23 protein-coding genes and 1 riboswitch are annotated in these 26,108 nt (G+C 43.9%); of the genes, 18 read left to right on the top strand and 5 right to left on the bottom strand.

Annotation, left to right across the window (positions count from 1 at the left end; translation table 11 throughout):
- The first annotated feature begins 67 nt into the window (after nucleotides 1–67).
- Nucleotides 68–481 carry a DUF5365 family protein gene (locus tag ACQCT5_RS18590; RefSeq protein ID WP_499644021.1) on the top strand — a complete coding sequence of 138 codons (414 nt, stop codon included), beginning with the start codon at nucleotides 68–70 and terminating at the stop codon, nucleotides 479–481.
- Between the two features lie 23 nt (nucleotides 482–504).
- Here ACQCT5_RS18590 and ACQCT5_RS18585 read toward each other — a convergent pair whose 3' ends face one another.
- Together ACQCT5_RS18585 and ACQCT5_RS18580 are read right to left on the bottom strand one after the other, a co-directional pair.
- A complete protein-coding gene (locus tag ACQCT5_RS18585; protein WP_499644019.1) occupies nucleotides 505–987 on the bottom strand; it encodes a thioredoxin family protein in 483 nt (160 codons plus the stop codon).
- Nucleotides 988–989: 2 nt separating this feature from the next.
- Nucleotides 990–1,424, bottom strand: coding sequence for a disulfide oxidoreductase (locus ACQCT5_RS18580; RefSeq protein WP_499644017.1), 435 nt, complete (start codon nucleotides 1,422–1,424; stop codon nucleotides 990–992).
- 242 nt (nucleotides 1,425–1,666) lie between these two features.
- On the opposite strand from ACQCT5_RS18580, the gene ACQCT5_RS18575 reads away from it, so the two are divergent.
- The gene (locus tag ACQCT5_RS18575; RefSeq protein ID WP_499644015.1) at nucleotides 1,667–3,349 is read left to right on the top strand and encodes a glycoside hydrolase family 13 protein; all 1,683 of its coding nucleotides are present in this window, start codon (nucleotides 1,667–1,669) and stop codon (nucleotides 3,347–3,349) included.
- Between the two features lie 199 nt (nucleotides 3,350–3,548).
- The gene (locus tag ACQCT5_RS18570) at nucleotides 3,549–5,093 is read left to right on the top strand and encodes a GNAT family N-acetyltransferase (RefSeq protein WP_499644013.1); all 1,545 of its coding nucleotides are present in this window, start codon (nucleotides 3,549–3,551) and stop codon (nucleotides 5,091–5,093) included.
- A 228-nt stretch (nucleotides 5,094–5,321) separates the two neighbouring features.
- Here the strand turns inward: ACQCT5_RS18570 and ACQCT5_RS18565 are convergent, their stop codons facing one another.
- Nucleotides 5,322–5,753, bottom strand: a complete 432-nt coding sequence (locus ACQCT5_RS18565) for a DUF4395 domain-containing protein (protein WP_499644011.1) — start codon at nucleotides 5,751–5,753, stop codon at nucleotides 5,322–5,324.
- Nucleotides 5,754–5,939: 186 nt separating this feature from the next.
- Between ACQCT5_RS18565 and ACQCT5_RS18560 the strand changes: the two genes are divergently transcribed.
- The 8 genes from ACQCT5_RS18560 to ACQCT5_RS18525 all read left to right on the top strand — a co-directional run bounded on the left by ACQCT5_RS18560 (nucleotide 5,940) and on the right by ACQCT5_RS18525 (nucleotide 15,639).
- Nucleotides 5,940–6,842 (top strand): AEC family transporter, encoded by a 903-nt coding sequence (locus ACQCT5_RS18560; protein ID WP_499644009.1) that lies wholly within the window; start codon nucleotides 5,940–5,942, stop codon nucleotides 6,840–6,842.
- A 103-nt stretch (nucleotides 6,843–6,945) separates the two neighbouring features.
- Nucleotides 6,946–8,436 (top strand): glycerol kinase GlpK, encoded by a 1,491-nt coding sequence (glpK, locus tag ACQCT5_RS18555; protein WP_499644007.1) that lies wholly within the window; start codon nucleotides 6,946–6,948, stop codon nucleotides 8,434–8,436.
- A 159-nt stretch (nucleotides 8,437–8,595) separates the two neighbouring features.
- Nucleotides 8,596–10,269, top strand: a complete 1,674-nt coding sequence (locus ACQCT5_RS18550; RefSeq protein WP_499644005.1) for a glycerol-3-phosphate dehydrogenase/oxidase — start codon at nucleotides 8,596–8,598, stop codon at nucleotides 10,267–10,269.
- Between the two features lie 181 nt (nucleotides 10,270–10,450).
- The gene (locus ACQCT5_RS18545; protein ID WP_499644003.1) at nucleotides 10,451–12,214 is read left to right on the top strand and encodes a phospho-sugar mutase; all 1,764 of its coding nucleotides are present in this window, start codon (nucleotides 10,451–10,453) and stop codon (nucleotides 12,212–12,214) included.
- Between the two features lie 78 nt (nucleotides 12,215–12,292).
- Nucleotides 12,293–13,015, top strand: a complete 723-nt coding sequence (locus tag ACQCT5_RS18540; RefSeq protein ID WP_499644001.1) for an SDR family oxidoreductase — start codon at nucleotides 12,293–12,295, stop codon at nucleotides 13,013–13,015.
- Between the two features lie 176 nt (nucleotides 13,016–13,191).
- Complete coding sequence (locus ACQCT5_RS18535) at nucleotides 13,192–14,328, top strand: GAF domain-containing sensor histidine kinase (RefSeq protein ID WP_499643999.1); 1,137 nt, start codon at nucleotides 13,192–13,194, stop codon at nucleotides 14,326–14,328.
- Nucleotides 14,325–14,960 (top strand): response regulator, encoded by a 636-nt coding sequence (locus ACQCT5_RS18530; protein WP_499643997.1) that lies wholly within the window; start codon nucleotides 14,325–14,327, stop codon nucleotides 14,958–14,960. Before ACQCT5_RS18535 ends, ACQCT5_RS18530 begins: the two co-directional genes overlap by 4 nt.
- A 139-nt stretch (nucleotides 14,961–15,099) precedes the next feature.
- Nucleotides 15,100–15,639: an NADPH-dependent FMN reductase gene (locus ACQCT5_RS18525; protein ID WP_499643995.1), complete on the top strand. Its 540-nt coding sequence runs from the start codon at nucleotides 15,100–15,102 to the stop codon at nucleotides 15,637–15,639.
- Between the two features lie 272 nt (nucleotides 15,640–15,911).
- On the opposite strand, the gene ACQCT5_RS18520 is transcribed toward ACQCT5_RS18525, so the two are convergent.
- On the bottom strand, nucleotides 15,912–16,175 hold the full coding sequence (locus ACQCT5_RS18520; RefSeq protein WP_499643993.1) for a YhdB family protein: 264 nt from the start codon (nucleotides 16,173–16,175) through the stop codon (nucleotides 15,912–15,914).
- 136 nt (nucleotides 16,176–16,311) lie between these two features.
- Between ACQCT5_RS18520 and ACQCT5_RS18515 the strand changes: the two genes are divergently transcribed.
- The 3 genes from ACQCT5_RS18515 (at nucleotide 16,312) to mgtE (ending at nucleotide 19,489) form a co-directional block, all read left to right on the top strand.
- Nucleotides 16,312–17,334, top strand: coding sequence for a M14 family zinc carboxypeptidase (locus ACQCT5_RS18515; protein WP_499643991.1), 1,023 nt, complete (start codon nucleotides 16,312–16,314; stop codon nucleotides 17,332–17,334).
- A 31-nt stretch (nucleotides 17,335–17,365) separates the two neighbouring features.
- Entirely contained in the window at nucleotides 17,366–17,683 is a 318-nt protein-coding gene (locus tag ACQCT5_RS18510) for a DUF3889 domain-containing protein (RefSeq protein WP_499643989.1), read from the top strand.
- Nucleotides 17,684–17,740: 57 nt separating this feature from the next.
- Nucleotides 17,741–17,905, top strand: a riboswitch (M-box (ykoK) riboswitch).
- Nucleotides 17,906–18,130: 225 nt separating this feature from the next.
- Nucleotides 18,131–19,489, top strand: a complete 1,359-nt coding sequence (gene mgtE, locus ACQCT5_RS18505; protein WP_499643987.1) for a magnesium transporter — start codon at nucleotides 18,131–18,133, stop codon at nucleotides 19,487–19,489.
- Nucleotides 19,490–19,841: 352 nt separating this feature from the next.
- On the opposite strand, the gene ACQCT5_RS18500 is transcribed toward mgtE, so the two are convergent.
- The gene (locus tag ACQCT5_RS18500) at nucleotides 19,842–20,702 is read right to left on the bottom strand and encodes a sulfite exporter TauE/SafE family protein (RefSeq protein ID WP_499643985.1); all 861 of its coding nucleotides are present in this window, start codon (nucleotides 20,700–20,702) and stop codon (nucleotides 19,842–19,844) included.
- Nucleotides 20,703–20,862: 160 nt separating this feature from the next.
- On the opposite strand from ACQCT5_RS18500, the gene ACQCT5_RS18495 reads away from it, so the two are divergent.
- The 4 genes from ACQCT5_RS18495 (at nucleotide 20,863) to ACQCT5_RS18480 (ending at nucleotide 26,064) form a co-directional block, all read left to right on the top strand.
- Nucleotides 20,863–22,278 carry a SpoVR family protein gene (locus tag ACQCT5_RS18495; protein WP_499643983.1) on the top strand — a complete coding sequence of 472 codons (1,416 nt, stop codon included), beginning with the start codon at nucleotides 20,863–20,865 and terminating at the stop codon, nucleotides 22,276–22,278.
- A gap of 238 nt (nucleotides 22,279–22,516) precedes the next feature.
- Nucleotides 22,517–23,272, top strand: coding sequence for a DeoR/GlpR family DNA-binding transcription regulator (locus ACQCT5_RS18490; protein WP_499643981.1), 756 nt, complete (start codon nucleotides 22,517–22,519; stop codon nucleotides 23,270–23,272).
- Nucleotides 23,269–24,180, top strand: a complete 912-nt coding sequence (gene pfkB / locus ACQCT5_RS18485; RefSeq protein ID WP_499643979.1) for a 1-phosphofructokinase — start codon at nucleotides 23,269–23,271, stop codon at nucleotides 24,178–24,180. Before ACQCT5_RS18490 ends, pfkB begins: the two co-directional genes overlap by 4 nt.
- A 15-nt stretch (nucleotides 24,181–24,195) precedes the next feature.
- The gene (locus ACQCT5_RS18480; RefSeq protein ID WP_499644064.1) at nucleotides 24,196–26,064 is read left to right on the top strand and encodes a PTS fructose transporter subunit IIABC; all 1,869 of its coding nucleotides are present in this window, start codon (nucleotides 24,196–24,198) and stop codon (nucleotides 26,062–26,064) included.
- The last annotated feature ends 44 nt before the right edge of the window (nucleotides 26,065–26,108 follow it).

Here is a 26,108-nt window from a genome sequence, read left to right as displayed (position 1 = left end):
AACATATATTTATGTTACTCTTTTGTTATAGAGATTATAGAGAAGTTACAAAGGTGGGTTTTAATTCGTGAAAGTAGTTTATGCATCTACCCCAGAGCAGGAGGACCATATTGGGGAACTGGTCCAGCACCTCTTAACGAACATTCTTCCATATTATTTCACAGATAAAGAGATAGAAAACCTTGAGAGTCAGTTATCCCTCCATACAGGTGCCGTCCACGACACATTTACCGTTTATAATGGAACGCTGAAAGAAGCATTTCATATCATCTCCTGTCTACAGGCAATCATTGCTGTAATCGAGACAATCCAGGATGAGGGCATCAAGCCGAAACACCGTGAACTATATAAGAGGAATGTCAACATGTTAAGGGATTTCGGATTTTCCTTTCCATTTGCCATTGAACAGTTTACACAACAAACAAAAAATCCTACAATGCTCAGCAAGTTCATTCGAGCATCCAACCAATTCCTAGTGTAGCCAAAAAAGAAACTACGGGCCAATTATTCGCCCGTAGTTTCTTTTGTTTCTTCAAACCAATCAGAAAATACCGTCTGATCCTGGTGGTAATTTTCTAAGCGGCTTACTTCTTTGCCATCTTCAAAATGGATGAATGTCGGCGTAGATTGGATATTGTAGTCATCCCAGCCTTGCTCAAACTCCAGGATGTTATAAAGTTCGAGGTCCACATCCATCTCATCGGCCATTGGCACTACAACAGGACTTGTCTGTTTACAAGCTGGACACTCCGGGCTGTAGAAGTAGACGGTCGCTGATTCTCTATTTTCCAATTTTTCTTCCAGCTCATCCGGAAGAATGATGTTTTGGTAAAGTGGATCGTCCAACTGCTCCTGTGTGGATGGCCTGATTTTATCTTTCCCAAACGGATTGCCTTCAGACTGTTGTTTCTGCTGGATATTTGTAATGACGGCTAGTGCAATAAAGATAGCAACAATAACAGATACGATAACTACAATTTTTTTCAAGATTATTTTCCTTCCTTTACGTTCAATTTTTTAACCATGAATAGGATGATGGTGATAAGAGTAAAACCGATAAGTGCCAAAAATGGGATGGTGATGAAGCTTAACCAGTTGATATACTGCCCTGTACATGGGACGACGCCACAAGACACTGAGTTTTCCCCGATAAAATCCACTTTTTGTACAAGATAGTGGTAGAAGGAGATCGCCCCGCCAAGAATGGATAACGGAAGTACATAGGTTGCGATTCCTGCATCTTTTTTTACAGCAGCTATTCCAAGAATCACGACAAGCGGATACATGAGAATACGCTGGTACCAGCAAAGCTCACAAGGTATGTATAGTAGAATTTCGGAAAAATACAAGCTTCCCAATGTTGCAATTAAAGCGACAACGGAAGCTGCCAATAATAGATTTTCAATTTTTTTGGAGTGATCCACTTTTTCCTCGCCTCATTTATCTTGGTTTCATATATCTTGGATTCTTGTTTAAAATTATAGTACTTGTCCATCCGCATTGCAAAGCTAATCAATCATTTTACCTGTGAACATTTCATGACAGCTTGGAAGAGGAGTGGATGCGGGAAAAGAAAGCGGTTTCCATTAGAAAGGAAATCTTGTACAATAGGTTGTGGAATCGATTTCATTAATATAAGACAAAAAGGGTAAAAGGAGACGGAGCTATGACACGCCAATGGTGGAAAGAATCAGTTGTATATCAAATATATCCTCGCAGCTTTAATGATTCGAACGGAGATGGAGTAGGAGATATCAGAGGAATCATTGAAAAACTGGATTATCTGAAGGAGCTTGGTGTTGATGTGGTGTGGCTATCACCTGTCTATCAATCCCCAAATGATGATAATGGTTATGATATCAGTGATTACCGTACAATCATGGATGAATTCGGAACGATGGCGGATTGGGAAGAGATGCTGGCTGAAATGCACAAAAGAGGCATCAAGCTGATTATGGACCTTGTGGTGAACCATAGTTCAGATGAGCATGACTGGTTCAAGGAAGCGAAAAAGTCCAAAGACAATCCTTACCGGGACTATTATATCTGGAGACCAGGTAAGGGAGTACGGGAGCCTAACAACTGGGAAGCGACGTTTGGCGGCTCTGTGTGGGAATATGATGAAACAACGGAAGAGTATTTTCTCCACTTGTTCTCCAAAAAACAGCCCGACTTGAACTGGGAAAATCCAAAACTTCGCCAAGAAGTATACGATCTAATGAAATTTTGGCTGGATAAAGGGATTGACGGCTTTCGGATGGATGTCATCAACTTCATCTCAAAGGTAGATGGCTTGCCGGATGGGGAAAATCCTGAAGGGAAAAAATATGTGTCCGGCCATCAATATTTCATGAACGGCCCCCGTATCCATGAGTTTCTTCAAGAGATGAACAAAGAGGTTCTATCCGGGTATGACATTATGACAGTGGGAGAAATGCCTGGTGTATCCCCTGAAGAAGGGAAGCTTTACACCGGAGAAGAACGTAAAGAGCTTAACATGGTATTCCAATTTGAGCATATGGACCTCGATACACAGCCTGGTAAAAATAAATGGCACCTCAAACCGCTTGATTTAAGGGATTTGAAGAAATCTCTTGGAAAATGGCAGTCTGAGCTCGAGGACGGGGGATGGAACAGCCTTTACTGGAATAACCACGATCAGCCACGAATCGTTTCCCGTTGGGGAGATGATAAGGAATATCGTGTCACTTCAGCCAAGATGCTTGCCACAACCCTGCATATGATGAAGGGTACCCCTTATATTTATCAGGGGGAAGAGATTGGAATGACCAATGTCCGTTTTGAGTCGATCGGGGAATACAAGGATATTGAAACGTTGAATATGTATAAAGAACGTGTGATTGAAAACGGGGAAAACGTGGACGATATTATGACATCATTATATACAAAAGGCCGTGATAATGCGAGAACTCCTGTTCAGTGGGATGATACTGCCAATGCCGGCTTTACAGAGGGTACACCTTGGATCAAAGTGAACCCGAACTATCCGGAAGTCAACGCCCAAAAAGCACTGGAAGACCCGGATTCCATTTTCCATTATTATAGATATCTGATTGAACTTCGCAAGAAGCATGAGATTATCGTATACGGATCTTTTGACATGCTCTATGAAGACCATCCAGAAGTATTCGCCTATACTCGAACATTAAACGACGAAACTTTATTGGTTGTGACAAATTTCTCAGGAAATATTCACGACTTTACATGGGAACATCCACCACATTTCGAGGAAAAGGAACTACTTATCAGCAATTATGATGTGAAAGATGATGATGTAAGGGAATTTACTTTACGTCCTTGGGAAGCAAGAGTATATAAGTTGAAATAATAACGAAGACCGGCAGCATTTTCGCAGCCGGTCTTTTTTAAAGTGCTTATTGTTTCAAATCCTGTGGTCAATATGCAAAACTAGAAGAGGAAGTGTTTTGTATTTATGAAATTGGGGAATAAGTAATATTGGGTAATTCTCCTTTTTTTACAGAAAGAGCCCAACATGAAATCCATATATTTAGCACAATTAAGAGGAGATGGTGTTTTTGTCTAAAATCGACTTGTCTAAATTCGAGAAAAAAATGATTATTAGAAATATAGAAATGAAAGACATAGATGATATTATCGCCCTGCAACATTTATGTTTCCCAGGCATGGATCCTTGGCAAAAAGAACAACTGGAAAGTCATTTGATCATGTTTCCGGAAGGGCAGCTATGTGCAGAGTATGATGGGGAAATCATCGGTTCCTGCTCAAGCCTGCTTATCAACTTCGATGAGTATGATGATCGACATACATGGGATGATATTACCGACGAAGGATACATAACGAACCATAATCCAGATGGCTATAACCTTTATGGAATAGAAGTGATGGTGCATCCAGGCTTCCGTCGAATGAAGGTAGGACACCGCCTTTATGAAGCAAGAAAAGATTTGGCAAGAAGGCTGAACCTGAAGAGTATCATTATCGGAGGAAGAATTCCAAACTATCATAAGCATGCGGAAGAAATGTCACCACGTGAATACGTCCGCCAGGTGATGCGCCACAAAATCTATGATCCCGTACTTTCGTTCCAGCTTTTAAATGAATTTACCTTGATGCGGATCAACCCTGGCTATCTGCCGGATGACCTCGCATCCAATAAATATGCAACACTGATGGAATGGAACAATGTGGAGTATACCCCGAAAACGAAGCGTCATTTTAAAACTTCCTTCCCTGTCAGGGTTTGTGTGGTCCAATATATGATGAAACCGATCAGTTCATTTGAAGAGTTCGCCACCCAAGTGGAATACTATACGGATGTGGCATCTGATGCAGGCGCGGATTTTGCTGTCTTCCCGGAAATATTCACGACCCAGCTGATGAGCTTTCTGAATGAAAGATCACCAAGTAAAGCTGTTCAGCGACTGACAGAATATACCGAAGAATATATTCAGCTTTTCACCGATTTGGCTGTCAAATACAACGTCAATATCATAGGAGGTTCCCATTTCGTCGAGGAGGATGATAAAGTATTCAATATTGCCTATCTTTTCCGTCGTGATGGGACGATAGAGAAGCAGTATAAAATCCATATCACACCAAATGAACGAAAATGGTGGGGGATCAGCCGCGGTGACACGGTGAAAGTATTTGATACAGATTGCGGTAAAATTGCGATTCAGATATGCTATGATATCGAGTTTCCGGAGCTTGCACGTATTGCTACCGAAAAAGGGGCGAATATCATCTTCTGTCCATTCAACACAGAGGACAGACAAGGCTATCTCCGCGTTCGATACTGTGCACAGGCACGCGCTGTTGAAAATCAGATCTATACTGTCATTGCCGGAACTTGCGGAAACCTGCCACAGGTGGAGAACATGGACATCCAATATTCCCAGTCTGCCATCTTTGCCCCATCCGATTTTGAATTTGCCCGTGATGGAATTGTCGGCGAGTGCAACCCGAATATCGAGATGGTGATCATCGGGGATGTGGATCTCGAAATCCTGCGCCGCCAGCGTCAGTCAGGAACAGTGCGTCAGCTGAAGGACAGAAGACGTGATGTGTATGAAATTAAATATAAAAAATAAAAAAGCTCTTTTCGTAAAGTTTGTTGCTTCTGACCGTAAAAAATCAGCCTTTGGATTTTTTACCGAGATAAACTTCGCATAATTTAAAAATTATATTATCTAATCCCATCGAAAAGAGCACGATGATATGTAAAATTATGTGTTTATGTTGTATTCGTCAATAGCAACAGTTTATGCGAAACTAGTTTAAAAAACAGGAGTCGACTTTTTCATAAGTCGACTCCTGCTTTATTTTGCCGTATGTCTGCGATATTGATACTGTTGCCATTGGAAGCGGATGAAGCAGCCTACGCAGAATCCTAAAAGTGCAACACCAGAGGCAACCGCCACCATGATGGAAAAAATGTAGCCGATAGCCGTAATCCCGGCGTAGAAACCAATTAGTGAAAGTGCAAGACAGCTGACAGCGATTGTCTGATTGAATTGCAATTGCGCTTTATCCTCCATAGGGTAGGAAGAATGCGGTTTTGAAAGAAACTTGCCAGCCAGTTTCAAGACTGGGTTAAACCCTGTTAGCAGTCCGATTGTGCCAGCCAATAAAGGTAGCAGTAATATTGAATAAAATCCAGTGATCAAAGAAATCACCACAGAAAGTATAATGAACCATTGGTTAATAGTGACGAGTGGTTTAGGTATTGTTGTAGCCGTTGTATTTTTCATAACTCATTAATCCCACCTGTATAATCGGAATACTTTTAGTTTACTCCATTACCTGTAATTCGTGCAAGGGGATAGAACTGGTAAATTATTAAGTGAACCGAAATAAATTCCTGTCATTTTTCAGGGAATTTGTTAAGATAGAAAAAAACTACATCATTGAAATAGTAGCAGATTGCGAGGATATTCATGATTTTTCTAGACGTACTTTTACCAGTTTTTCTTATATTTGCAATAGGTTTCATCGGTCAAAAAACACTGGGATTCGATACGAAAGCCTTATCGAAGATGGCATTATATTTATTATCCCCAGTGCTTGTGTTCCGTACTTTCTATACGAATGAGTTTTCGAGCGAGCATCTCTATATCGTGCTATATACGATCTTGCTGTGTGTTTCTCTTATTCTATTTGTCTACCTGTTATCATGGGTTAAAAAGTACTCAAGGGCTGAGACATGCGGGCTGATCCTATCAGCGAGCTTCATGAACAACGGAAACTATGGAACGCCGCTTGCGCTTCTATTGTTTGGTGTGGTGGGGTTTGAATACGCGGTTGTCCTGATGGTCGCACAGCAGATGCTGATGGCGACTGTCGGAGTGTACTATGCGGCCAAAGGGAGCCCGGAAAGTGATGGTTTCCGTTCCGCTGCAAGGGCTGTCGTGAAGATGCCGATCATGTACGGGGCTTTGATTGGCCTGAGTTTTCAATACCTTTCTGTACCGGTATCCTCTTCCCTTATGGAGGCGGTAAATCTAGTGGCAGATGCAACCATTCCTGTTATCATGGTGATTCTCGGAATGCAGCTAGCGAAGATATCGATTAAAGCGGCCAAAAAAGAGAAGCTGTTCTATGCCGTGGGAATCAAGCTGATTGTATCACCTGTTATCGCTTTTCTCATCACCCTTGTCTTGCCCGTTGATGATTTGATCAAGCAGCTGATGATTGTGATGGCTGCGATGCCTGCTGCAGCAAACACGACGATGTATGCGGTGGAATTCAATACGGAGCCTGAGTTTGTCTCCAGTGCAACCCTTGTAAGTACGGTATTGACCCTAATTACGCTTCCGGTTCTGTTTTGGGTGGTACTGTAGAGGGTATCCAACCTGAAATCAAGGAACGCGCCTTATAAAGAAGGATTTCCCCCCACCATAGGCGAAAATCTACAAAAGGATTACAGAAAGGAGCGAACCACTCATGGAATCATACATTTTATCCCTTGATCAAGGAACGACAAGCTCGCGCGCTATGCTCTTCAATCAAAAAGGGGAAGTAGTCTATACGGCACAGAAGGAATTTAAGCAGTATTTCCCCAAGTCTGGCTGGGTGGAGCATAATGCCAACGAAATCTGGAGCTCCATTCTTGCGGTGATTGCCTCTTGCATTTCAGAGTCAGGAATCAAACCTTCCCAGGTTGCGGGAATCGGCATCACCAATCAGCGTGAAACAACGGTTGTCTGGGATAAGGATACGGGAGAGCCGATCCATCATGCCATCGTGTGGCAATCCAGACAGACTGCTTCCATTTGCGAGCAGCTGAAGGAGCAGGGACATGAAGATCTTTTCCGTGATAAAACGGGCCTTTTAATCGATGCCTACTTTTCCGGAACAAAAGTGAAGTGGCTGCTGGATAATGTGGAGGATGCGAGAGAGAAAGCAGAAAATGGAGAATTGCTTTTTGGAACGATTGATACTTGGCTGATCTGGAAACTGTCCGGTGGCAAGGCACATGTAACGGACTATAGCAATGCATCAAGGACATTGATGTACAATATACATGAACTCAAGTGGGATGACGAACTACTGGAGATTTTACAGGTACCAAAGTCCATGCTCCCTGAGGTAAAGAGTTCTTCGGAAGTCTATGCTAAAACGGTTGATTTCCACTTCTTCGGCCAGGAGATCCCGATTGCCGGGGCAGCTGGTGACCAGCAGGCGGCATTGTTTGGTCAGGCCTGTTATGAAAAAGGAGTGGCCAAGAATACATATGGCACAGGCTGTTTCATGCTGATGAATACAGGGGACAAGGCAATCAAGTCCGATAATGGACTATTGACCACCATTGCATGGGGCTTGGATGGAAAGGTTACCTATGCGCTGGAGGGCAGCATCTTTGTAGCAGGCTCTGCCATTCAATGGCTGCGGGATGGACTTCGTATGTTCAAGGATGCAAGCAAAAGTGAGGAGTATGCAACAAGGGTGGAATCCAGTGAAGGTGTCTATGTGGTGCCGGCCTTTGTAGGCCTTGGAACTCCGTATTGGGATAGCGATGTGAGAGGCGCGGTATTCGGATTGACACGCGGCACCTCCAAGGAGCATTTTGTCCGGGCCACATTGGAATCACTTGCCTTTCAGACAAAGGATGTCCTGAGGGCGATGGAGCAGGATTCAGGTATCTCGCTGAAGGCACTTCGTGTGGATGGGGGAGCTGTTAAAAATAACTTCCTGCTGCAATTCCAGAGTGACATGCTGAGAGTGGCTGTGGAGCGAACCACAATCAATGAAACGACCGCCCTCGGTGCAGCCTATCTTGCAGGTCTTGCGGTAGGCTTTTGGAAAAGCGAAGAAGAAATCGCTTCACAGTGGCAAGTGGAAAAAAGCTTTGAGCCCAAGATGTCAGAAGGTCAGCAAACGGAGCTTTATGACGGATGGAAAAAAGCCATTCTGGCAACTATGGCTTTTAAGTAAAAAGAAGAATATGGTATAATCGGTGTATGTCAATATATCGGTCATAGTCGGGGAAAAGGTCACAGAACATAATCAGAGCAAGGGCTTTGTCTATGTTTGCTGTGGTCTTTTTTTGTGTAGTAGTAAGTAGAAGAAAAAATACCTGGAGGCTCTTATCATATGAAAAAACTATCCTTCTCCAGCACGAACCGTACGATGATTTTAGAGAAAATGAAGGAATCTACATATGACATCCTTATTGTCGGTGGCGGAATAACAGGGAGCGGCATTGCTTTGGATGCAGCGTCCCGCGGGATGGAGGTGGCACTTGTGGAAATGCAGGACTTTGCTGGAGGAACGTCAAGCCGTTCCACAAAGCTTGTCCATGGCGGTCTGCGATATTTAAAGCAGTTGGAAGTAAAGATGGTAGCCGAAGTGGGAAAAGAGCGGGCGATCGTATATGAGAATGGACCACATGTCACCACACCAGAATGGATGCTGTTGCCCATTTACAAGGGAGGGACATTCGGCAAGCTTTCCACATCTATCGGACTTCGTGTTTATGATTATTTGGCTGATGTCAAAAAGTCGGAGCGGAGAAAAATGCTCACGGCATCTGAAACGTTAAAAAGAGAGCCTTTGTTGAATAAAGAAGGGTTAAAAGGTGGAGGCCTTTACGTAGAGTACCGTACAGATGATGCCAGACTAACTATCGAGGTGCTGAAGGAAGGCGTGAAACATGGAGCAGATGCGGTGAACTATGCAAAGGTGGAAAAGTTGCTATATGAAAATGGCAGGATATCCGGGGCAATGGTGGTGGATCAGATCAGCAGGAAAAGCTATCAGGTCCGTGCCAAAAAAGTAGTCAATGCAGCCGGCCCATGGGTGGATTCCCTGCGTGAAATGGATAGCTCCAATAAAGAGAAGCATCTACAATTAACAAAAGGAATCCATCTCGTTTTTGATCAGAGCAAATTCCCCTTAAAACACGCGATCTATTTTGACACTGAAGACAAGCGGATGATTTTTGCCATTCCCCGTGACGGTAAGACCTATGTCGGAACGACGGATACAGTTTATAAGGAGGATATGCTTCATCCACGGATGGTCAGAGAGGATAAGGACTATGTACTCGGGGCAATCAAATTCATGTTCCCTTCCCTGAACATTATGGAAGCGTACATCGAATCAAGCTGGACAGGAGTTCGACCGCTCATTTATGAGGAGGGTAAGTCCGCATCGGAAATCTCTCGAAAGGATGAGGTGTGGATTTCCGATACGGGGATGATTACGATCGCTGGCGGCAAGCTGACCGGATACCGGAAAATGGCGGAAATGGTAGTGGACCTGATTGGAAAACAGCTGAACAAAGACGATCAGGTAAAATTCGATGCATGTAAAACGAAAAATCTGCCCATTTCAGGGGGAAATCTCGGTGGGTCCAAGAGTATGCCGGCGTTTTTGGAAAGAAAGTCGCAAGAGGGACAAAAGCATGGGTTTTCACAAGAAGAGGCACTATCCCTTGTTTCACGGTATGGATCGAATGTCGATAAGCTATACAGGATTGCAGAGAAGAAAAATGCAAAGGGGAAGGGAACCTTATTGCCATTGGATATCCATGTACAGCTGCTATATGCCATTCATGAGGAGATGGCCGTGACACCACTGGATTTTTTCATAAGGCGCACTGGTGCCCTTTTTTTCAACATCCACTGGGTGCAAAAGTGGAAGGGAAAGGTATTGGACGTAATGGCAAGGGAGCTGTTCTGGACGAAAGAAATGACAGAGCACCATCGAAGTCAATTGGAAAAGCATATTAAGGATGCAGTAACGGTAATGGAAGATGATGGATGAAAAATGGATAACGCTTCTATGAGGAATTGCCGATGCGATTCCTTTTCTTTTCTAGTATAATAATAATGGAAGCGTTCACGGTGCACAATTTGTCGCAAACTGACGTATTATATTTGCAGGATGTCGTACCAGCTTAAGAGAAATCTACAGTATCCTGATTATTGCAAGGAGGAAAAGAAACATGAACTGGATGGATAAATACGAACTTTGGGAAAGTAACTCGAACCTTGACGAGGAAGTGGTCAAGCTTTTGGAAGAAATGAAAAATGATGAAAAGGCTAAAGAAGATAGCTTTTATAAAGAGTTGGAATTCGGAACAGGTGGCATGCGCGGTGAAATTGGTGCAGGCACGAACCGCATGAACGTATATACGGTTCGAAAAGCGTCCGAGGGATTGGCCCGATACATAGAATCTTTTGGGGAAGAAGCGAAAAAAGGCGGCGTTGCGATAGCATATGATTGCCGTCATAAATCTCCTGAATTTGCGATGGAGGCTGCTAAAACACTGGCAAGCCACGGCATTCAGACGTATGTGTTTGAAAGCCTGCGTCCAACGCCGGTATTGTCTTTTGCCGTTCGAAAGTTAAAAGCATTTTCCGGAATTGTGGTGACGGCGAGCCATAACCCGCCTGAATACAACGGCTACAAGGTCTACGGTCCCGATGGAGGGCAGCTGCCTTTACTTGAAGCTGATCAAGTGATTGCCAAGGTACAGGAAGTGGAAAATGAGCTCGAAATCCAGGTGGAGTCCGAAGAAACACTAAAAGAAAAAGGGCTTATCAAAATCATCGGCGAAGAGATTGACCATGCATACCAGGAAAAGCTGAAAACCATTTCTGTACACCCGGAGCTAGGTCAGGAAATTGGTGACAAAGTGAAGGTGGTATTTACGCCGCTTCACGGTACAGCCAACCTTCCAGTGCGTGAAGGCTTGGAAGCATTGAGTTATACCAATGTGAAGATTGTAGCGGAACAAGAATTGCCGGATCCTAATTTCTCTACAGTCGCTTCTCCAAATCCTGAAGAGCATGCTGCGTTTGAGCTTGCCATCCGTGATGGAAAAGAGATGGATGCAGACATCCTTATCGCGACAGATCCCGATGCGGACCGCCTGGGTGTTGCGGTAAAGGATGAAACCGGAGAATATGTCATTTTAACTGGAAACCAGACCGGAGCCTTATTCCTTCATTATCTTCTAGCGGAGAAGAAAGCGACAGGTACGCTTCCGGATAATGGTGTCATGCTGAAAACCATTGTTACCTCGGAGTTTGGCCGTACGATTGCAGATAGCTTTGATGTTGCAACTGTCGACACTTTGACAGGCTTCAAATTCATCGGAGAAAAAATGAAAGAGTATGAAGCAACAGGGCAATACACCTTCCTATTCGGCTATGAGGAAAGCTATGGCTCCTTGATCGGGGACTTTGCCCGTGATAAGGATGCAGTGCAGGCAGCTGTTATGGCTGTAGAGATCTGTGCATTCTACAAAAAGCAGGGCAAGACTATGTACCAGGGGCTGATGGAGCTTTATGAACAGTATGGCTACTATCTTGAAGGCATGAAGTCCTTGACATTGAAAGGAAAAGAGGGAGCGGAGCAGATCGCAAGCCTTCTGACAGCATTCAGAAACGCAGCACCAGCGGAAGTCAATGGATATAAAGTTGAAGTAGTTGAGGATTATGCAGTTCAGGAGAGAACCGTGACAGCTTCCGGGAAACAGGAAACGATCGAATTGCCAAAGTCCAATGTTCTGAAGTATTTCTTAGAGGATGGTTCATGGGTATGTGTACGCCCATCAGGTACAGAGCCAAAGGTGAAATTCTATTTTGGTATCCAGTCGGAAACATTGGAGCAAAGTAAGGAAAAGCTAGAAGAAATTTCAAAAGCCTTTATGGTGAAGGTGGAAGGTCTTTTAGCAGAATTGAATTCAACAGGAAAAGCATAAATGGTATAAAGGGAAGGCTTTATGTCTTTCCTTTTGTTATTGATATCACATCTTTCAACTGGAAGGGACAGATTTGACATGTTATCAAACCAAGTTGCGATTGTAACGGGTGCATCAAGAGGTATAGGTAAAGCGATTGCCCATGAATTAGCGGAAAAAGGGATGAAGCTCGCACTGATTGGCAGCTCAAATGAAATACATAAGGTAGAGAAGGAACTAAAAGAAAAAGGCTTTGAGCATGTAGCAGGTTTTCAAGTCGATGTTGCAAATGAAGAAGAGGTTGAGAAAATGATAGTAACCACGATTGAAAAATTCGGTGGCCTCGATCTTCTCGTGAATAATGCAGGAGTGGGCTTCTTCAAGCTTGTGGAGGAAACGACCCTTGATGAATGGAAAAAGGTTTTTGAAGTCAATGTCCAAGGCGTCTTCGTCTGCTCCAAGGCCGTTCTCCCTCATATGAAGGAGAAGAAAGAAGGAACGATCATCACGATTTCCTCGGATGTAGCGCGTTACACGATTGCCAATGGCTCCGCTTATACGGCAACAAAATATGCCGTTCAAGGCTTCAGCGGTTCACTTGCCCAAGAGGTTCGGGAGTACGGCATCCGTGTCGGTACGGTTAACCCTGGTATGGTGGACAGCTATTTCAATAACTCCGAAGAGGGAGTCGAGGAGAAAAAAGACTGGTTGAAGGGAAAAGACATCGCTGAAGCAGTTTCCTATATGGCAAGCGCACCGAAGCACATGATGATCGATGAGATGGTGATTCATCCATTGGTACAGAATTATCCGATATCATAAATGATGATGCATTGGGGTCGAACCTATTTTAAGGGGTCTGGCCCCTCTTTTTTTGAGACTTATGGGACTAAAGTTGTAGAAGAGTGTGGACTTTTTCCCAAGGTGAAAAGGGGAAAGGCTTGTTAGAATAGAAAGATACTGAGTAGAAGTTTATAGGTTCAAGGGGGAGAGGCTTTGTGAGCGAGGCTCAGAGGATACAGGAACTACGCGCGCTGAAGATTATTGCAGAGTCTTTGAATCAAGCCAATGATCTGCAATCGATGCTAAGTGGCGTTTTGGAAGAACTTTTAAGGGTCACTGGCCTTCAGACAGGCTGGATCTATTTGATTGATGAAAAAGGATCTTATTCATTAACTGCCGCCTTCAATCTTCCCGAAGCGCTGATCAAGGACAATAAAAAGCCGATGTGCCAGGGAGGATGCTGGTGTCTGGATCAATATAAAGATGGCCGGCTGAAGCGTGCGTCGAATATCATAGAATGCAAAAGGCTTGAGGATGCGGTTAAATATGAAACGGGAGATACAGGTGAAATAACTCATCACGCTACAGTCCCTTTAAGAGCAGGAGAAGAGAAATTCGGGCTGTTGAATGTGGCATCTCCGAAAAAGACCCATTTTTCTGATTCGGAGCTTGCGTTACTGGAATCTGTGGCCTATCAAATAGGCACTGCGCTGAAGAGGATCAGGCTTGCAGAGAATGAACAGCATCTGCTAGTGATCGCTGAACGTAATAGACTAGCCAGGGATCTTCATGATTCCGTCAATCAGCTATTGTTTTCGCTGATGCTGACAGCACGTGGGACGAAAGAACTTACAGACAATCCGCAAATAAAAGAAATGCTGACCTATATGCAGGAGCTTTCTCAGGAGGCATTAAGTGAAATGCGAGCCCTTATATGGCAGCTTCGGCCTGAAGGGCTGGAAAATGGCCTGGTGAGTGCACTTATGAATTATGGTAAGGTGCTTGGCATGGAAATTGACTGTGAAGTGAAAGGTGTCATAGATCTGCCTACACATATTGAAGAGTGCCTATGGAGAATTGGTCAGGAGGCATTCAATAATTGTAAAAAGCATGCAGGTATCCGTGAGGCGATGCTGCGGATTCTTGTAGAAAATAAACAGGTCATTTTTGAAATCGAGGATAGAGGAGCGGGGTTCTCCGTTCATGAAAGCAAAGAGATACCTTCTTTGGGATTAAGAAGCATGAAGGAACGCTCAGAAGCTTTAGGCGGATGCTTTTCTGTTTGGAGCAAACTTGGCCATGGAACGAAAGTAAGAATAGAGATGCCGGTGAAAAGGGAGGAAAATCGATGATACGCGTCCTGATCGCGGATGACCATCACGTTGTACGCCGTGGGTTATTGTTCTTTTTGAATACACAAAAGGATATTGAAATAGTTGGCGAGGCCAAAAATGGGGAGGAGGCGGTGACGCTTGCTTCCTCATTAAAGCCGGATGTCATCTTAATGGACCTCGTTATGCCTGAGGTGGATGGGATAGAAGCCACAAGAAGGATAATGGAAATGGGCTTAGCATGCAAAGTATTGATCCTGACAAGCTTTTCCGACCAGGACCATGTCATTCCGGCCATCCGCGCCGGAGCGGCAGGGTATCAGTTGAAGGATGTGGAGCCAGATCAGTTGATCGCTAGCATACATGCGGTTCATCGGGGCGACAGTCAGTTGCACCCGAAAGTGACCTCTCACGTGATGTCCCATCTGACAAAAGGCGGTGGCAACAATCGATCCCTGCATGAAGAATTGACAAAACGGGAGCTCGAGGTGCTTGGTGAGATTTCAAAAGGGAAAAGCAATAAAGAAATTGCCTCCTCTCTTTTTATTACTGAAAAAACGGTCAAAACCCATGTGTCCAATATCCTGGCAAAATTGGAGCTTGCAGATAGAACGCAGGCAGCCTTGTACGCAGTGAAGCATGGAATCGGGTAGAAACCTACAACTTTAGTCGTAGATTTTGGTGCAAAAGCTCCTCCCATTTTTGTAGGTAAACTTAGCCATATTTTCCGATTTCGATAATCGGGTATACAGATATACTAAGAGTATCAACAAGTTGAAGGGAGAATGTTAAATGAACATCGTAATCATCAATGGAAGTCCGCGAAAGAGCGGCAGAACAGGAATTGCCGCAAGATATATAAAGCGTACCTTTAATACCGATCTTATAGATCTCAGTGAAGGGGATATCCCTTTATATAATGGCGAAGCGTATCAGGCTGAACTTGAGAATGTGGCGGCACTTCGGAAAAAAGTGAAGGAGGCAGATGCCGTACTACTTCTCTCACCGGAATACCACAGTTCCATGAGTGGAGCCCTGAAGAACGCGATGGACTTTCTCGGAAGCGAGCAGTTCCACCAGAAGCCGGTTGGACTATTGGCGGTTTCCGGCGGCGGAAAAGGTGGCATCAATGCACTGAACAGTATGCGTACAGTCGGACGCGGAGTGTATGCCAATGTGATTCCGAAACAACTTGTGCTTGATCCTCATTGCTTTGACTACGAAAACGATGCTGTCAATGAAGAAAGCGCAAAGCTTGTGGATGCCCTTTATAAAGAATTGGTGATGTACGCGGAAATGCGTCAGTATATGTTAGCAAAGGAAGAGGCCTGATTAGCGGTCTCTTTTTTTAAAAAAATGAACGTTGTCGAAATTTGGCATTCTGGCGAAAACTAGGAAATACGGGCGAAAAACTTACAAAAACGGGCGAAAAACTTTTTTTTCGGGCGAAAATCTAAATAATCGGGCGTAACAGTAAAGCTTCCCTTGATACATGGTGGAAAAGATGATGAGAGGTACTGTGACATGCAACCGCACAACCAAAAAGCAGCAAATCAAGGTCGAATAAACCCCATTTTGCTGCTTACAATAATAAATCAAACTCCCTACACCATATACCCATGGCTGACTTCGGCAGGTTCATCGTGATCGGCTGTGCTTCTGTCGACAGCGTGATCGATATAGCGCAGCAATTGATACAGGTGCTTCTCAATTTCCCGGTAATCCTTCGAGAAATTGTAGGAGTGTAAAAAATGTTCAATGTTTTTCGATAAAAAATCGTCTTTCGTTCTTACCATTAAGATGAGCAGATTATCCCACTCCGAACGGTGCGTATAATACAATGCTCGATCATAGTCGACTGAGTTCATTTCCCTTCCTCCTCTTGGTAAGGAGTGATATTATTTTGCGTCTTTTTGCCCCGGAATCCTCATTGTAAATGTTGGTCGTATCTCCATACGAATACTAAGGAATAATAAGCGAAAGTGAAATGTTGAGGTGATGAATTTGGCAAAAAAAGCAATCCTCCTGTTATTCCTCTTGATCCATATAAATCCGGCACTCTTTCATGCTGAATTTGTAAATGGGAAGGAGTGGTACACGTATGAAAAAATGGTGGAGGATCTTAAAGCGCTTAAGCGCCAATATGGTGGTGACCTCGACATTGATTCAATCGGGAAGACCGAATTTGGAAAGGATATCTGGGCCGTCAAGATGGGAAAAGGGAACGAGACCATCATAATATTGGCAGGTCACCATGGAAGAGAGTGGCTAACATGCAGTTTGGTGATGACGATGCTCGAGCAATATGTGCATGCTTATTCTGATGAGCAGCACCGGTACGGATATGATACTTCCATCCTGGACGAAGTAGCTATCTGGTTTGTGCCGATGGTAAATCCGGACGGCATCAGGATTCAGCAGGAAGGGGTTCATTTTTTGCCAACACATCTTCAGGAAAAGCTGATTAGGATGAATGGGGACAGCAGAAATTTCGAGAGATGGAAGGCGAACGGACAGGGGTTGGATCTGAATAGGCAATATCCGGCAGGATGGAACGCGATCAAAGAAAGTATCCGTGTTCCCTATTATCAGTTCTATAAAGGGGATTTTCCGATGCAGGCAAAAGAGACCAGGGCTGTGGTAGATTTTACACGCAGCATAACTCCCTTGATGGCTGTTACTTATCATTCATCCGGAAGGGTTCTTTATTGGAATTTCACCAGTGATCAAGCCATTTTAAAGCGAGATCTGGCTGTTGCAAAAAAGCTATCCAATATAACCGGATACAAACTGGATTATCCAGAGGAGCATGCTGTGGGAGGCGGGTTCTCCGACTGGTTTGTTTCGGAGTTTAAAAGGCCATCCTTCACCCCGGAAATTTCCTATCCTGTAGAAGAAACAAACCCTCCATTGTCCGTTTTTCGCGAGGAATGGCAGAGAAATAAAAGGGTGGGACTGTTCTTGGCAACAGAATCCAAAAAATTGTTCCTATCAGGTAATGATTCTGTGCAGTTTGAGGAAGAATAACCAAGAAAAAATGTAATGGAGGTTATGTTGCATGAAAAAATGGGTATTAGGTTTGTTAAGTGTTTTACTTCTGCTGTCAACTGTAGTCAGCGTAGCGCAAGCAGAAAAGCCTGATTATGAAAAATGGGGAAAAATCGCGATCCAATTAGTGAAAGAAAACTATCCAGAAGCGGAAGTTTCCGAATACCAGTATCAGGGTCGTGAAGAAATCTCTGAAACGGAAGCAAAGGATACCTTTCATTTTACTGCGAAACAGGACAACAAGAGCTTGGATATCTATGTAGCGCTTACATTCAACCCGCAAACAGAACAGCTTAAATCAGTAAATATCGAAGAGAAAAAACAGTAACTTAAAAAGGTTGACATAGCCGGTTTTTCCCTTGTAGAGTAGTAGTTGTGAAAACACTTGAACCTTCGTTAGGTGAGGCTCCTGTGCTGGAGATACGCTGCTGCCCAGAAACGTCCAAAGACGCCAATGGGTCAACAGGAACCATCGATATAAGGTGGTTTTTAATGCAGCTGGATCATTCCTATGCCACACAGTGCTAAAGCTCTACGAATGAGGGAATCTATAAGGGTAACTATGCCTTTATGCGCCTTCATTCTGTGGATGAAAGGTGCTTTTTTAATGGGGAAAATAATGAAAAGGAGCTGGTAGCGAAAATGGATAGTAGTCCGAGTCCGAGGACAAACACAAAGGCAGTACAGGATACATATTTATTTTTTGTTTACCACTCCTTTGGTGAAAAAATAGAGTGAATCCCTGTACTCCTAGCAGGCAGAGGAGGTAGCGCACATGGTGCATAACATGACAGAGGATCAAATCATATTAAATATCATCACCTTTTTAAAAGACGGAAAGCGTAAGGCGTTCCAGGATATTATCGAAGAATTGCAACCGTATGATACAGGCATCATTTATGCTCAGCTGCCTGAAAAGCACCGTGTCCGCTTTTTGACGTATCTGACAATCGACCAGCTGACAGCCCTTATTCAGGAGTTGAATCAGGAGCAGCAGCTTGAAGTTCTTCAGAAAATCGGGGTCGACAAGTCGGCAAAAGTAATGGATCGCATGGACAATGATGATCTTGCTTCCTTGTTTGATGAGATGGATCCTGATATTCAGGAAGCTTTTTTATCCAAAATGAACAAAGCGGAATCAACGGCAGTCCAGGATTTGATGAAGTATGAAGCGGAAACTGCCGGTCGACTGATGACCAATCGATATGTTTGGATTCCACAGGAGTATACCGTCCGCGAAGTGGTGGATAAGCTGAAATCCTTTGCGGAACTGGCAGAAACAATCAACTATCTATATGTCATTGATGAAGAGAAACGGCTTGTAGGTGTTGTTTCCTACAGAGACCTTATTTTGGCGGATGCAGATGAAAAAATTATGGACATTATGTTCTCCCGTGTCATTTCCGTTCATGTCGACACGGATCAGGAGGAAGTGGCCCATGTCATAGAAAGGTATGACTTTCTAGCAGTACCGGTCGTGGATGATGAAAAGACATTGATCGGGATCATTACCGTCGATGATGTCATTGACGTCGTGATCCAGGAAGCGAATGAGGATATCGAAAAGCTTTCCGCATCCGGTAAAGACATCGATTTTGATACACCGGCGCTTGTAGCGTCCGCGAGAAGATTACCGTGGTTGATCTTATTATTATTTATTGGACTTATATCTGGAAGCATTATTAGTGGTTTTGAAGGTACATTGGATGACGTCGTGGCTTTGGCATTCTTTATGCCGATGATTGCTGGGATGACCGGTAACACCGGAACGCAGTCGTTGGCTGTAATCGTACGTGGGCTCATTTCCCGTGATTTGGATAAAAAAGTGGTCACAAAGGTTGTTTTCCGTGAGTTGGGTGTGGGAATTACTATCGGAGTAACATGTGCGATTCTTATTTCAATCATTGCTTATGTATGGCAAGGGGACTTGATATTAGGGATGGTCGTAGGTGCTTCCCTATTTATAACCTTAATCATCGGAACAATGGCGGGAACGATTATTCCGCTAATCTTATACAAATTGAACATTGACCCTGCTATCGCTTCGGGCCCACTGATTACAACGGTTAATGACATTCTGTCGCTGTTGATCTATTTTGGGATTGCGACAGCGTTTTTGTCTTATATTACTTGATTCAATGAAAAACTGACTGAAAGTATTGTGATCATACTTTCAGTCAGTTTTTTTGTATTACTGGATATTAAAATATTGATGAAGAGCTTTTTTGCAGTGGACACTGGCTAGAAAAGCTCATCATAAGCCGAATGAAGAGCTATTTGCAGAGGACATCGGCTAGAAAAGCTCATCATAAGCTGAATGAAGGACTTTTTGCAGAGGACATCGGCTAGAAAAGCTCATCATAAGCTGAATGAAGAGCTATTTGCAGTGGACAGTGTCTAGAAAAGCTCATCATAAGCTGAATGAAGGGCTTTTTATAGTGAACACTGGCCAGAAAAGCTCTTCATATCTAAAATGAATTCCTTTTTCAGCCATTCGACTCCACCAAGTCCTGCTTAAATAGCCGGAAAAACATGAATATGTTCATCGCCAAGGTATAACATGCAAGAACAACGAGTCCGAGCACGGTATAATCCGTCATGTTAATGATCAGGCTCGCCATTGTACAAATGTAAAGTATGCCGAGCAACCGCTGAATGGTTTCATTTTTCACATAGGATGTAGCTTTTGCCCCCAACTGGGAACCGATAATGGCTCCGGCAATTAGTAGAAATCCGGTGTCATAATGGATTGGTATGTTGATGGCATATGTAAGAAATCCAGCAGTAACAATTAAAATTACACTCGTCAGGCTGGTTGCGACAGCATTCCTCGAAGGGAGTCGCAGGAAACTGATCAGGAGCGGAACAATGATGAAGCCGCCTCCTACACCAAGTGCAGTGGAGAGGAATCCTCCGATCAACCCGATAATCATCAAGGGGATAATGGAGGTAGAACCGTGCAGACTATCGCCTCCTCTTGATGATTGTTTCAACATCGTGAATGCGAAGTAGCTAAGCAATATTAAATACATTGAAGGTATCACCGTTTCGTCAAGGCCCGCGGAATCAAGCCACTCGACAAAAGGATAGGCCAGTTGTGTAGCCATAACACCGCTACCCCCAATAATAAGCGCCTGCTTCCATAAAATATTTTTCATTTTAAAATGCGCATAGACACCTGAAACGGATGTGCCGATCGTATATAGAAGGCTTGTCGAGATTGCCTCAATGGGACTGAACCCCAATAACATAAGTACTGGTGTCAGAACGAAGCCGCCCCCGATGCCGAAAAAACCGGATAGCATACTGATGGAAAACCCCATAAGGATGAATAATGCAAATTCCAAAAAAAACACTCCTTAAAAAAATCACAATAATAAAAGTATAACATGTTACATCCTTATTCTTTCCTGGAATCAGAAAAGAAGTTCATAAAAAAGCAATCCCTTTTCATCATATCAGGACCTTGTTCATACATTGTGATAAGAGGAAAAGGGAGGTTGTAACATGAGAGCAGATGACGAAAAAGCGTTATTTCGGGCTATCGATGAGATCACCGAGATTGCAAAAGGCTTTGGCCTAGACTTTTACCCGATGCGTTATGAGATTTGTCCAGCCGATATCATCTATACTTTTGGAGCATATGGAATGCCAACTCGTTTTTCCCATTGGAGCTTCGGTAAACAGTTCCATAAAATGAAGCTTCATTATGACCTGGGGCTTAGTAAAATCTATGAGCTTGTAATCAACTCCAATCCTTGCTACGCCTTTTTGTTGGATACAAATTCCCTTATTCAAAATAAGCTGATTGTGGCGCATGTGCTTGCCCACTGTGATTTTTTCAAGAATAATTGCCGTTTCCAGAATACGAACCGGGATATGGTGGAGAGCATGGCAGCAACCGCCGAAAGGATCAAGCAATATGAGCATGATCATGGAAAAGAAGAGGTGGAGAATTTCCTGAACGCCGTCCTTGCCATCCAGGAGCATATTGACCCATCTTTGGTTCGTTCCAAGCTCGCGTGGAGCATTGATGATATGGAAGAAGAGGAGGAAGTGAAGAAAAAATCGAGTGCTTATGATGACTTATGGAACCTCGATTCGCGCAACAAGCCAAAGGCAGTTCCGAAAAAGAGAAAAAAGAAATTCCCGCCGCAGCCGGAAAAGGATGTGCTGCTCTTTATCGAACATTACAGCAGCGAACTGGACGACTGGCAGCGTGATATCCTGACTATGATGCGTGAAGAGATGCTCTACTTCTGGCCGCAGATGGAAACGAAAATCATGAACGAAGGCTGGGCTTCCTACTGGCACCAACGCATCCTCCGCGAAATGGATCTCACAAGCGGCGAAGCTCTTGAATATGCCAAGCTGAATGCAGGCGTCGTGCAACCATCCCGCACGAGTATCAACCCTTATTATCTCGGTATCAAAATCTTTGAGGATATTGAAGAACGTTACAACAATCCGACAGAAGAGATGAAGCGCGACGGCATCAAGCCTGGCTCCGGGCGTGAAAGAATGTTCGAGGTGCGGGAAGTGGAATCGGACATTTCGTTCCTGCGTAACTACCTGAACAAAGACCTCGTCATGCGGGAGGATATGTACCTTTTCCAAAAGCAGGGCAAGGACTATAAGATTGTCGACAAAGCATGGGAACAAGTGCGGGACCAGCTGGTGAATATGAGGGTGAATGGAGGCTTCCCGTATATCACCGTGAATGACGGCGATTACCTCCGTGCAGGCGAGTTGTATTTAAAGCACTGGTTTGAGGGGATTGAACTCGACCTCAAATATCTCGAAAAGGTGCTGCCATATATTCATCAGATTTGGGGCAGACCGGTGCATATGGAGTCGGTGATCGAGACAAAGAATGTACTGTTTACGTATGATGGGAAGAGTGTGCATAGGAAATATATTTGAGACTCGGGGACAGGTGCACTGTCCCTTTTTCCTTCCATTTCTAACATATATTGCTTGCCAGGCTATTAAAGTAGCCTGTTATTTATCGGGAGACTAGTTTTCTAGTCTCTTTCTTTATGCTCGTTTTTAATAGATTTTGACTGTTATTGAAAGTTTATGATCGTTTTTGATTGATTTTTGAAAGGGCTTGCATTAAAATAAGGGTACTTACTAAAGTCCTATAAAAAAGGTGATGTTCATGTTAACTCCAGAGAGGCAACAGAAAATTATAGATTTGGTTCAACAGAATGAAATAGTGAAATTACAGGAATTAGTTGATATAACAGGGGCTTCGGAGTCGACCATCCGTCGCGATCTTAGCCAGCTGGAAGAGGAAAATAAATTAAAACGCGTACATGGCGGGGCAGCAAAGCTTCATCAAAAAGGCGAGGAACCAAGCATTCTGGAAAAGTCCTCGATTAACCTTGATGCCAAAACGACCATTGCCGGTGCTGCGGCAGGGCTTGTAAATGATGGAGATTGCATTTTTCTTGATGCAGGTACCACTACCTACCAAATGATTCCGTTCTTGGCGGGCAAAAGGATCACTGTTGTGACCAATGGTTTTGCGCATATTCAATCACTGATGGATAAAGGTATTTCCACATACATTGTTGGCGGTTTCATGAAAAATAAAACAGGGGCAATCATTGGAAGAAAGGCTACAGAAAGCTTGGAAGCCTACAATTTTGACAAAGCATTCATTGGTGCAAATGGTGTTCATCTAAAGAGCGGCTATACAACACCGGATCCGGAAGAGGCGGCTGTAAAGAGCCTTGCGATAAAGTTGGCACAAGAGGCATATGTACTGGCAGATGAATCAAAAATCAATGAAGTGACCTTTTCAAAAGTAGGGGCATTAAAAGAAGCGGTTGTCATCACCAATCACATGGATCCAGACTTGCTTCCTGAATTTGAAGAAAGAACGACGATTATGGTGGTGAACCACAAATGATTTATACCATAACTTTAAACCCTTCGATTGATTACGTGATGGAGGTTGCGGATTTCAAGGAAGGGTCAGTCAATCGCGCCGATCACACCATGTATTATCCTGGTGGAAAAGGCATTAATGTCTCGAGGGTGCTGAAGCGGATGGGTGCTGATACAACAGTACTTGGATTTACAGCAGGATTTACCGGCACTTTTATAAAAGAGAAATTAATAGAAGAGCAGGTTGCGGTAAAACTGATTGAGGTGGAGGGAACCTCTCGCATCAATGTGAAATTGAAGGCAGGAGCCGAAACCGAAATCAACGGAACGGGACCTATCATAGGTGAAGGTGCAGCAGCCCGGCTTATCAGTCAATTGGGTGCCTTGCAACCAGCAGATTTCGTTGTGATAGCCGGAAGCCTTCCTGGCACGGTGCCACCTATGATCTATCACACGATTGTAGAAAAGTGCAAAAAGCATGAGGCTAATGTGGTGATCGATACCGGTGGAGCTTTGTTGAAAAGTTTGATCGAAAAGCGGCCATTTCTAATTAAGCCGAATCATCACGAATTGGGAGACCTTTTCGGCGTAACCATTCGCTCTAAAGAGGAAGTCGTGGAATATGCAAGAAAAATCCATGAACAAGGTGTTCAGAATATCATTGTTTCGATGGCAGGAGAAGGAGCCATTCTTTATTCGGATGCAGGGACATTTATTGCCAAAGCTCCAAAAGGCAACGTGAAAAATTCGGTTGGAGCAGGGGATTCCCTGGTAGCAGGATTCCTGGCAGGCTACGAAAAATATGCCGATATCGAGGAAGCGCTGAGATATGGAATTGCTTCAGGAAGCGCAACTGCATTTTCCCATGACCTTTGCCAAAAGGAAGAAGTGGAAAAACTATTAACTCAAGTAGAGATAGATAAACTATAAGAAGGGGAGTTCATGATGAAAATTACTGATTTATTGACAGAAGAAACTATTTCCCTGCGATTGAAGGGAAGCTCCAAGGACAGTGTCATTCGTGAGTTGGTGGATACGCTAGATAAAGCGGGCAAGCTTTCGGATAAAAAGGGATATGAAGAAGCGATCCTGGCACGGGAAGCCCAAAGCACGACAGGAATCGGGGAGGGCATTGCCATTCCCCATGCAAAAACAAAAGCGGTTAAAACACCCGCAATTGCATTCGGTGTTTCGGATGCGGGAATCGACTATGATTCCTTGGACGGTCAACCAAGTCATTTGTTCTTTATGATAGCTGCAAGTGAAGGTGCAAACAATGCCCATTTGGAAACACTATCACGTCTTTCTTCTATGCTGATGGATAACGATTTTCGGGCAGGGCTATTGAGTGCTGCATCGAAAGAAGAGGTTATCAGTTTAATAGATAATAAAGAAAAAGAATTGTTCGAAGAGGAAGAAGTGGTTGAAACATCCGAAACTAAAGGGATGATTCTGGCTGTTACAGCGTGTCCAACAGGAATTGCCCATACGTATATGGCAGCGGACGCCTTAAAACAGAAGGCGAAAGAACTCGGTTTGAACGTGAAGGTGGAAACAAACGGGTCAAGTGGTGTGAAAAATGAACTGACAAAAGAAGATATTGAATCTGCAACAGGAATTATTGTGGCGGCAGATAAGCATGTCGACATGGAGCGGTTCCATGGCAAGAAAATCATCCAGGTTCCAGTTGCACAAGCAATCCGAAAGCCGGAGGAACTGCTAAGAAAAGCGAGCAGAGGGGAAGGAACAACTTTTACTGGTACAGGAAAAGCTGAGTCCGGTTCTGAAGAGAAGAAGGGTCGTTCGGGATTCTATAAGCATCTGATGAACGGGGTTTCCAATATGCTTCCGTTTGTTGTGGGTGGTGGTATCTTGATTGCCATCTCCTTCATGTTCGGGATTGAAGCGGCGAACCCGGATGATCCTAGCTATCATTGGTTTGCGGAAGCACTTTCCACAATTGGTGGAGGAAACGCCTTTGGATTGATGATTCCTGTATTGGCAGGTTTTATTGCGATGAGTATTGCTGACAGACCAGGTCTTGCTGCCGGTATGGTAGGGGGACTGATGGCTTCGACTGGTGGAGCAGGGTTCCTGGGTGGAATTATCGCTGGATTCCTGGCAGGGTACATTATCCTTGGTTTGAAAAAAGCATTGAATGTCCTGCCTTCATCGTTGGAAGGAATCAAGCCTGTGCTGCTGTATCCTTTATTCGGGATTTTCTTTACCGGAATGATCATGCTTCAAGTGGTTGCTCCATTAAAGGCTTTCAATGAAGGGCTGACTTCATGGTTAGGCGGATTGGGCTCAGGAAATCTAATCTTCCTGGGGCTGCTTTTGGGTGCAATGATGGCCATTGATATGGGCGGACCTATCAATAAAGCGGCTTTCACATTCGGTATTGCAATGATTGACGCAGGAAATTATGCCCCGCATGCAGCGATCATGGCAGCGGGAATGGTACCGCCACTTGGTTTGGCAATCTCGACCACCCTATTCAAAAATAAATTCAACAAGCAGGAACGTGAAGCGGGAAAAACGTGTTATGTAATGGGAGCGACCTTCATTACAGAGGGAGCAATTCCTTTTGCTGCTGCTGACCCGATGAGGGTAATTCCTTCCGTTGTGGTTGGTTCTGCAATTGCAGGTGCATTAACAATGCTATTCGGTATCGGTTTGCCTGCCCCTCATGGCGGAATCTTTGTCATCCCGATCATTACGGGAAGTATTCTACTTTACATCTTGGCAATATTAATTGGTGCATTTGTTACCGCTATGATGGTGGGCTTATTGAAAAAGAAAGCAACCGTCTAATCAATGAAAGACCGTCCCAGCACATGGGACGGTCTTTTCAATAG

The sequence above is a fragment of the Sutcliffiella halmapala genome (assembly GCF_050107295.1).
GTDB classification, from domain to species: domain Bacteria; phylum Bacillota; class Bacilli; order Bacillales; family Bacillaceae_I; genus Sutcliffiella_A; species Sutcliffiella_A halmapala_A.
Note: the sequence above shows the minus strand (reverse complement) of the source record. Positions and strands in the feature narration are given on the sequence as shown.

Coding starts and splice junctions, on each gene's coding strand:
- ACQCT5_RS18575 (WP_499644015.1), top strand. CDS start 1,667: ATGACACGCCAATGGTGGAAAGAATCAGTTGTATATCAAATATATCCT.
- ACQCT5_RS18570 (WP_499644013.1), top strand. CDS start 3,549: ATGGTGTTTTTGTCTAAAATCGACTTGTCTAAATTCGAGAAAAAAATG.
- ACQCT5_RS18565 (WP_499644011.1), bottom strand. CDS start 5,753: ATGAAAAATACAACGGCTACAACAATACCTAAACCACTCGTCACTATT.
- ACQCT5_RS18560 (WP_499644009.1), top strand. CDS start 5,940: ATGATTTTTCTAGACGTACTTTTACCAGTTTTTCTTATATTTGCAATA.
- glpK (WP_499644007.1), top strand. CDS start 6,946: ATGGAATCATACATTTTATCCCTTGATCAAGGAACGACAAGCTCGCGC.
- ACQCT5_RS18550 (WP_499644005.1), top strand. CDS start 8,596: ATGAAAAAACTATCCTTCTCCAGCACGAACCGTACGATGATTTTAGAG.
- ACQCT5_RS18545 (WP_499644003.1), top strand. CDS start 10,451: ATGAACTGGATGGATAAATACGAACTTTGGGAAAGTAACTCGAACCTT.
- ACQCT5_RS18540 (WP_499644001.1), top strand. CDS start 12,293: ATGTTATCAAACCAAGTTGCGATTGTAACGGGTGCATCAAGAGGTATA.
- ACQCT5_RS18530 (WP_499643997.1), top strand. CDS start 14,325: ATGATACGCGTCCTGATCGCGGATGACCATCACGTTGTACGCCGTGGG.
- ACQCT5_RS18525 (WP_499643995.1), top strand. CDS start 15,100: ATGAACATCGTAATCATCAATGGAAGTCCGCGAAAGAGCGGCAGAACA.
- ACQCT5_RS18520 (WP_499643993.1), bottom strand. CDS start 16,175: ATGAACTCAGTCGACTATGATCGAGCATTGTATTATACGCACCGTTCG.
- ACQCT5_RS18510 (WP_499643989.1), top strand. CDS start 17,366: ATGAAAAAATGGGTATTAGGTTTGTTAAGTGTTTTACTTCTGCTGTCA.
- mgtE (WP_499643987.1), top strand. CDS start 18,131: ATGGTGCATAACATGACAGAGGATCAAATCATATTAAATATCATCACC.
- ACQCT5_RS18495 (WP_499643983.1), top strand. CDS start 20,863: ATGAGAGCAGATGACGAAAAAGCGTTATTTCGGGCTATCGATGAGATC.
- ACQCT5_RS18490 (WP_499643981.1), top strand. CDS start 22,517: ATGTTAACTCCAGAGAGGCAACAGAAAATTATAGATTTGGTTCAACAG.
- pfkB (WP_499643979.1), top strand. CDS start 23,269: ATGATTTATACCATAACTTTAAACCCTTCGATTGATTACGTGATGGAG.
- ACQCT5_RS18480 (WP_499644064.1), top strand. CDS start 24,196: ATGAAAATTACTGATTTATTGACAGAAGAAACTATTTCCCTGCGATTG.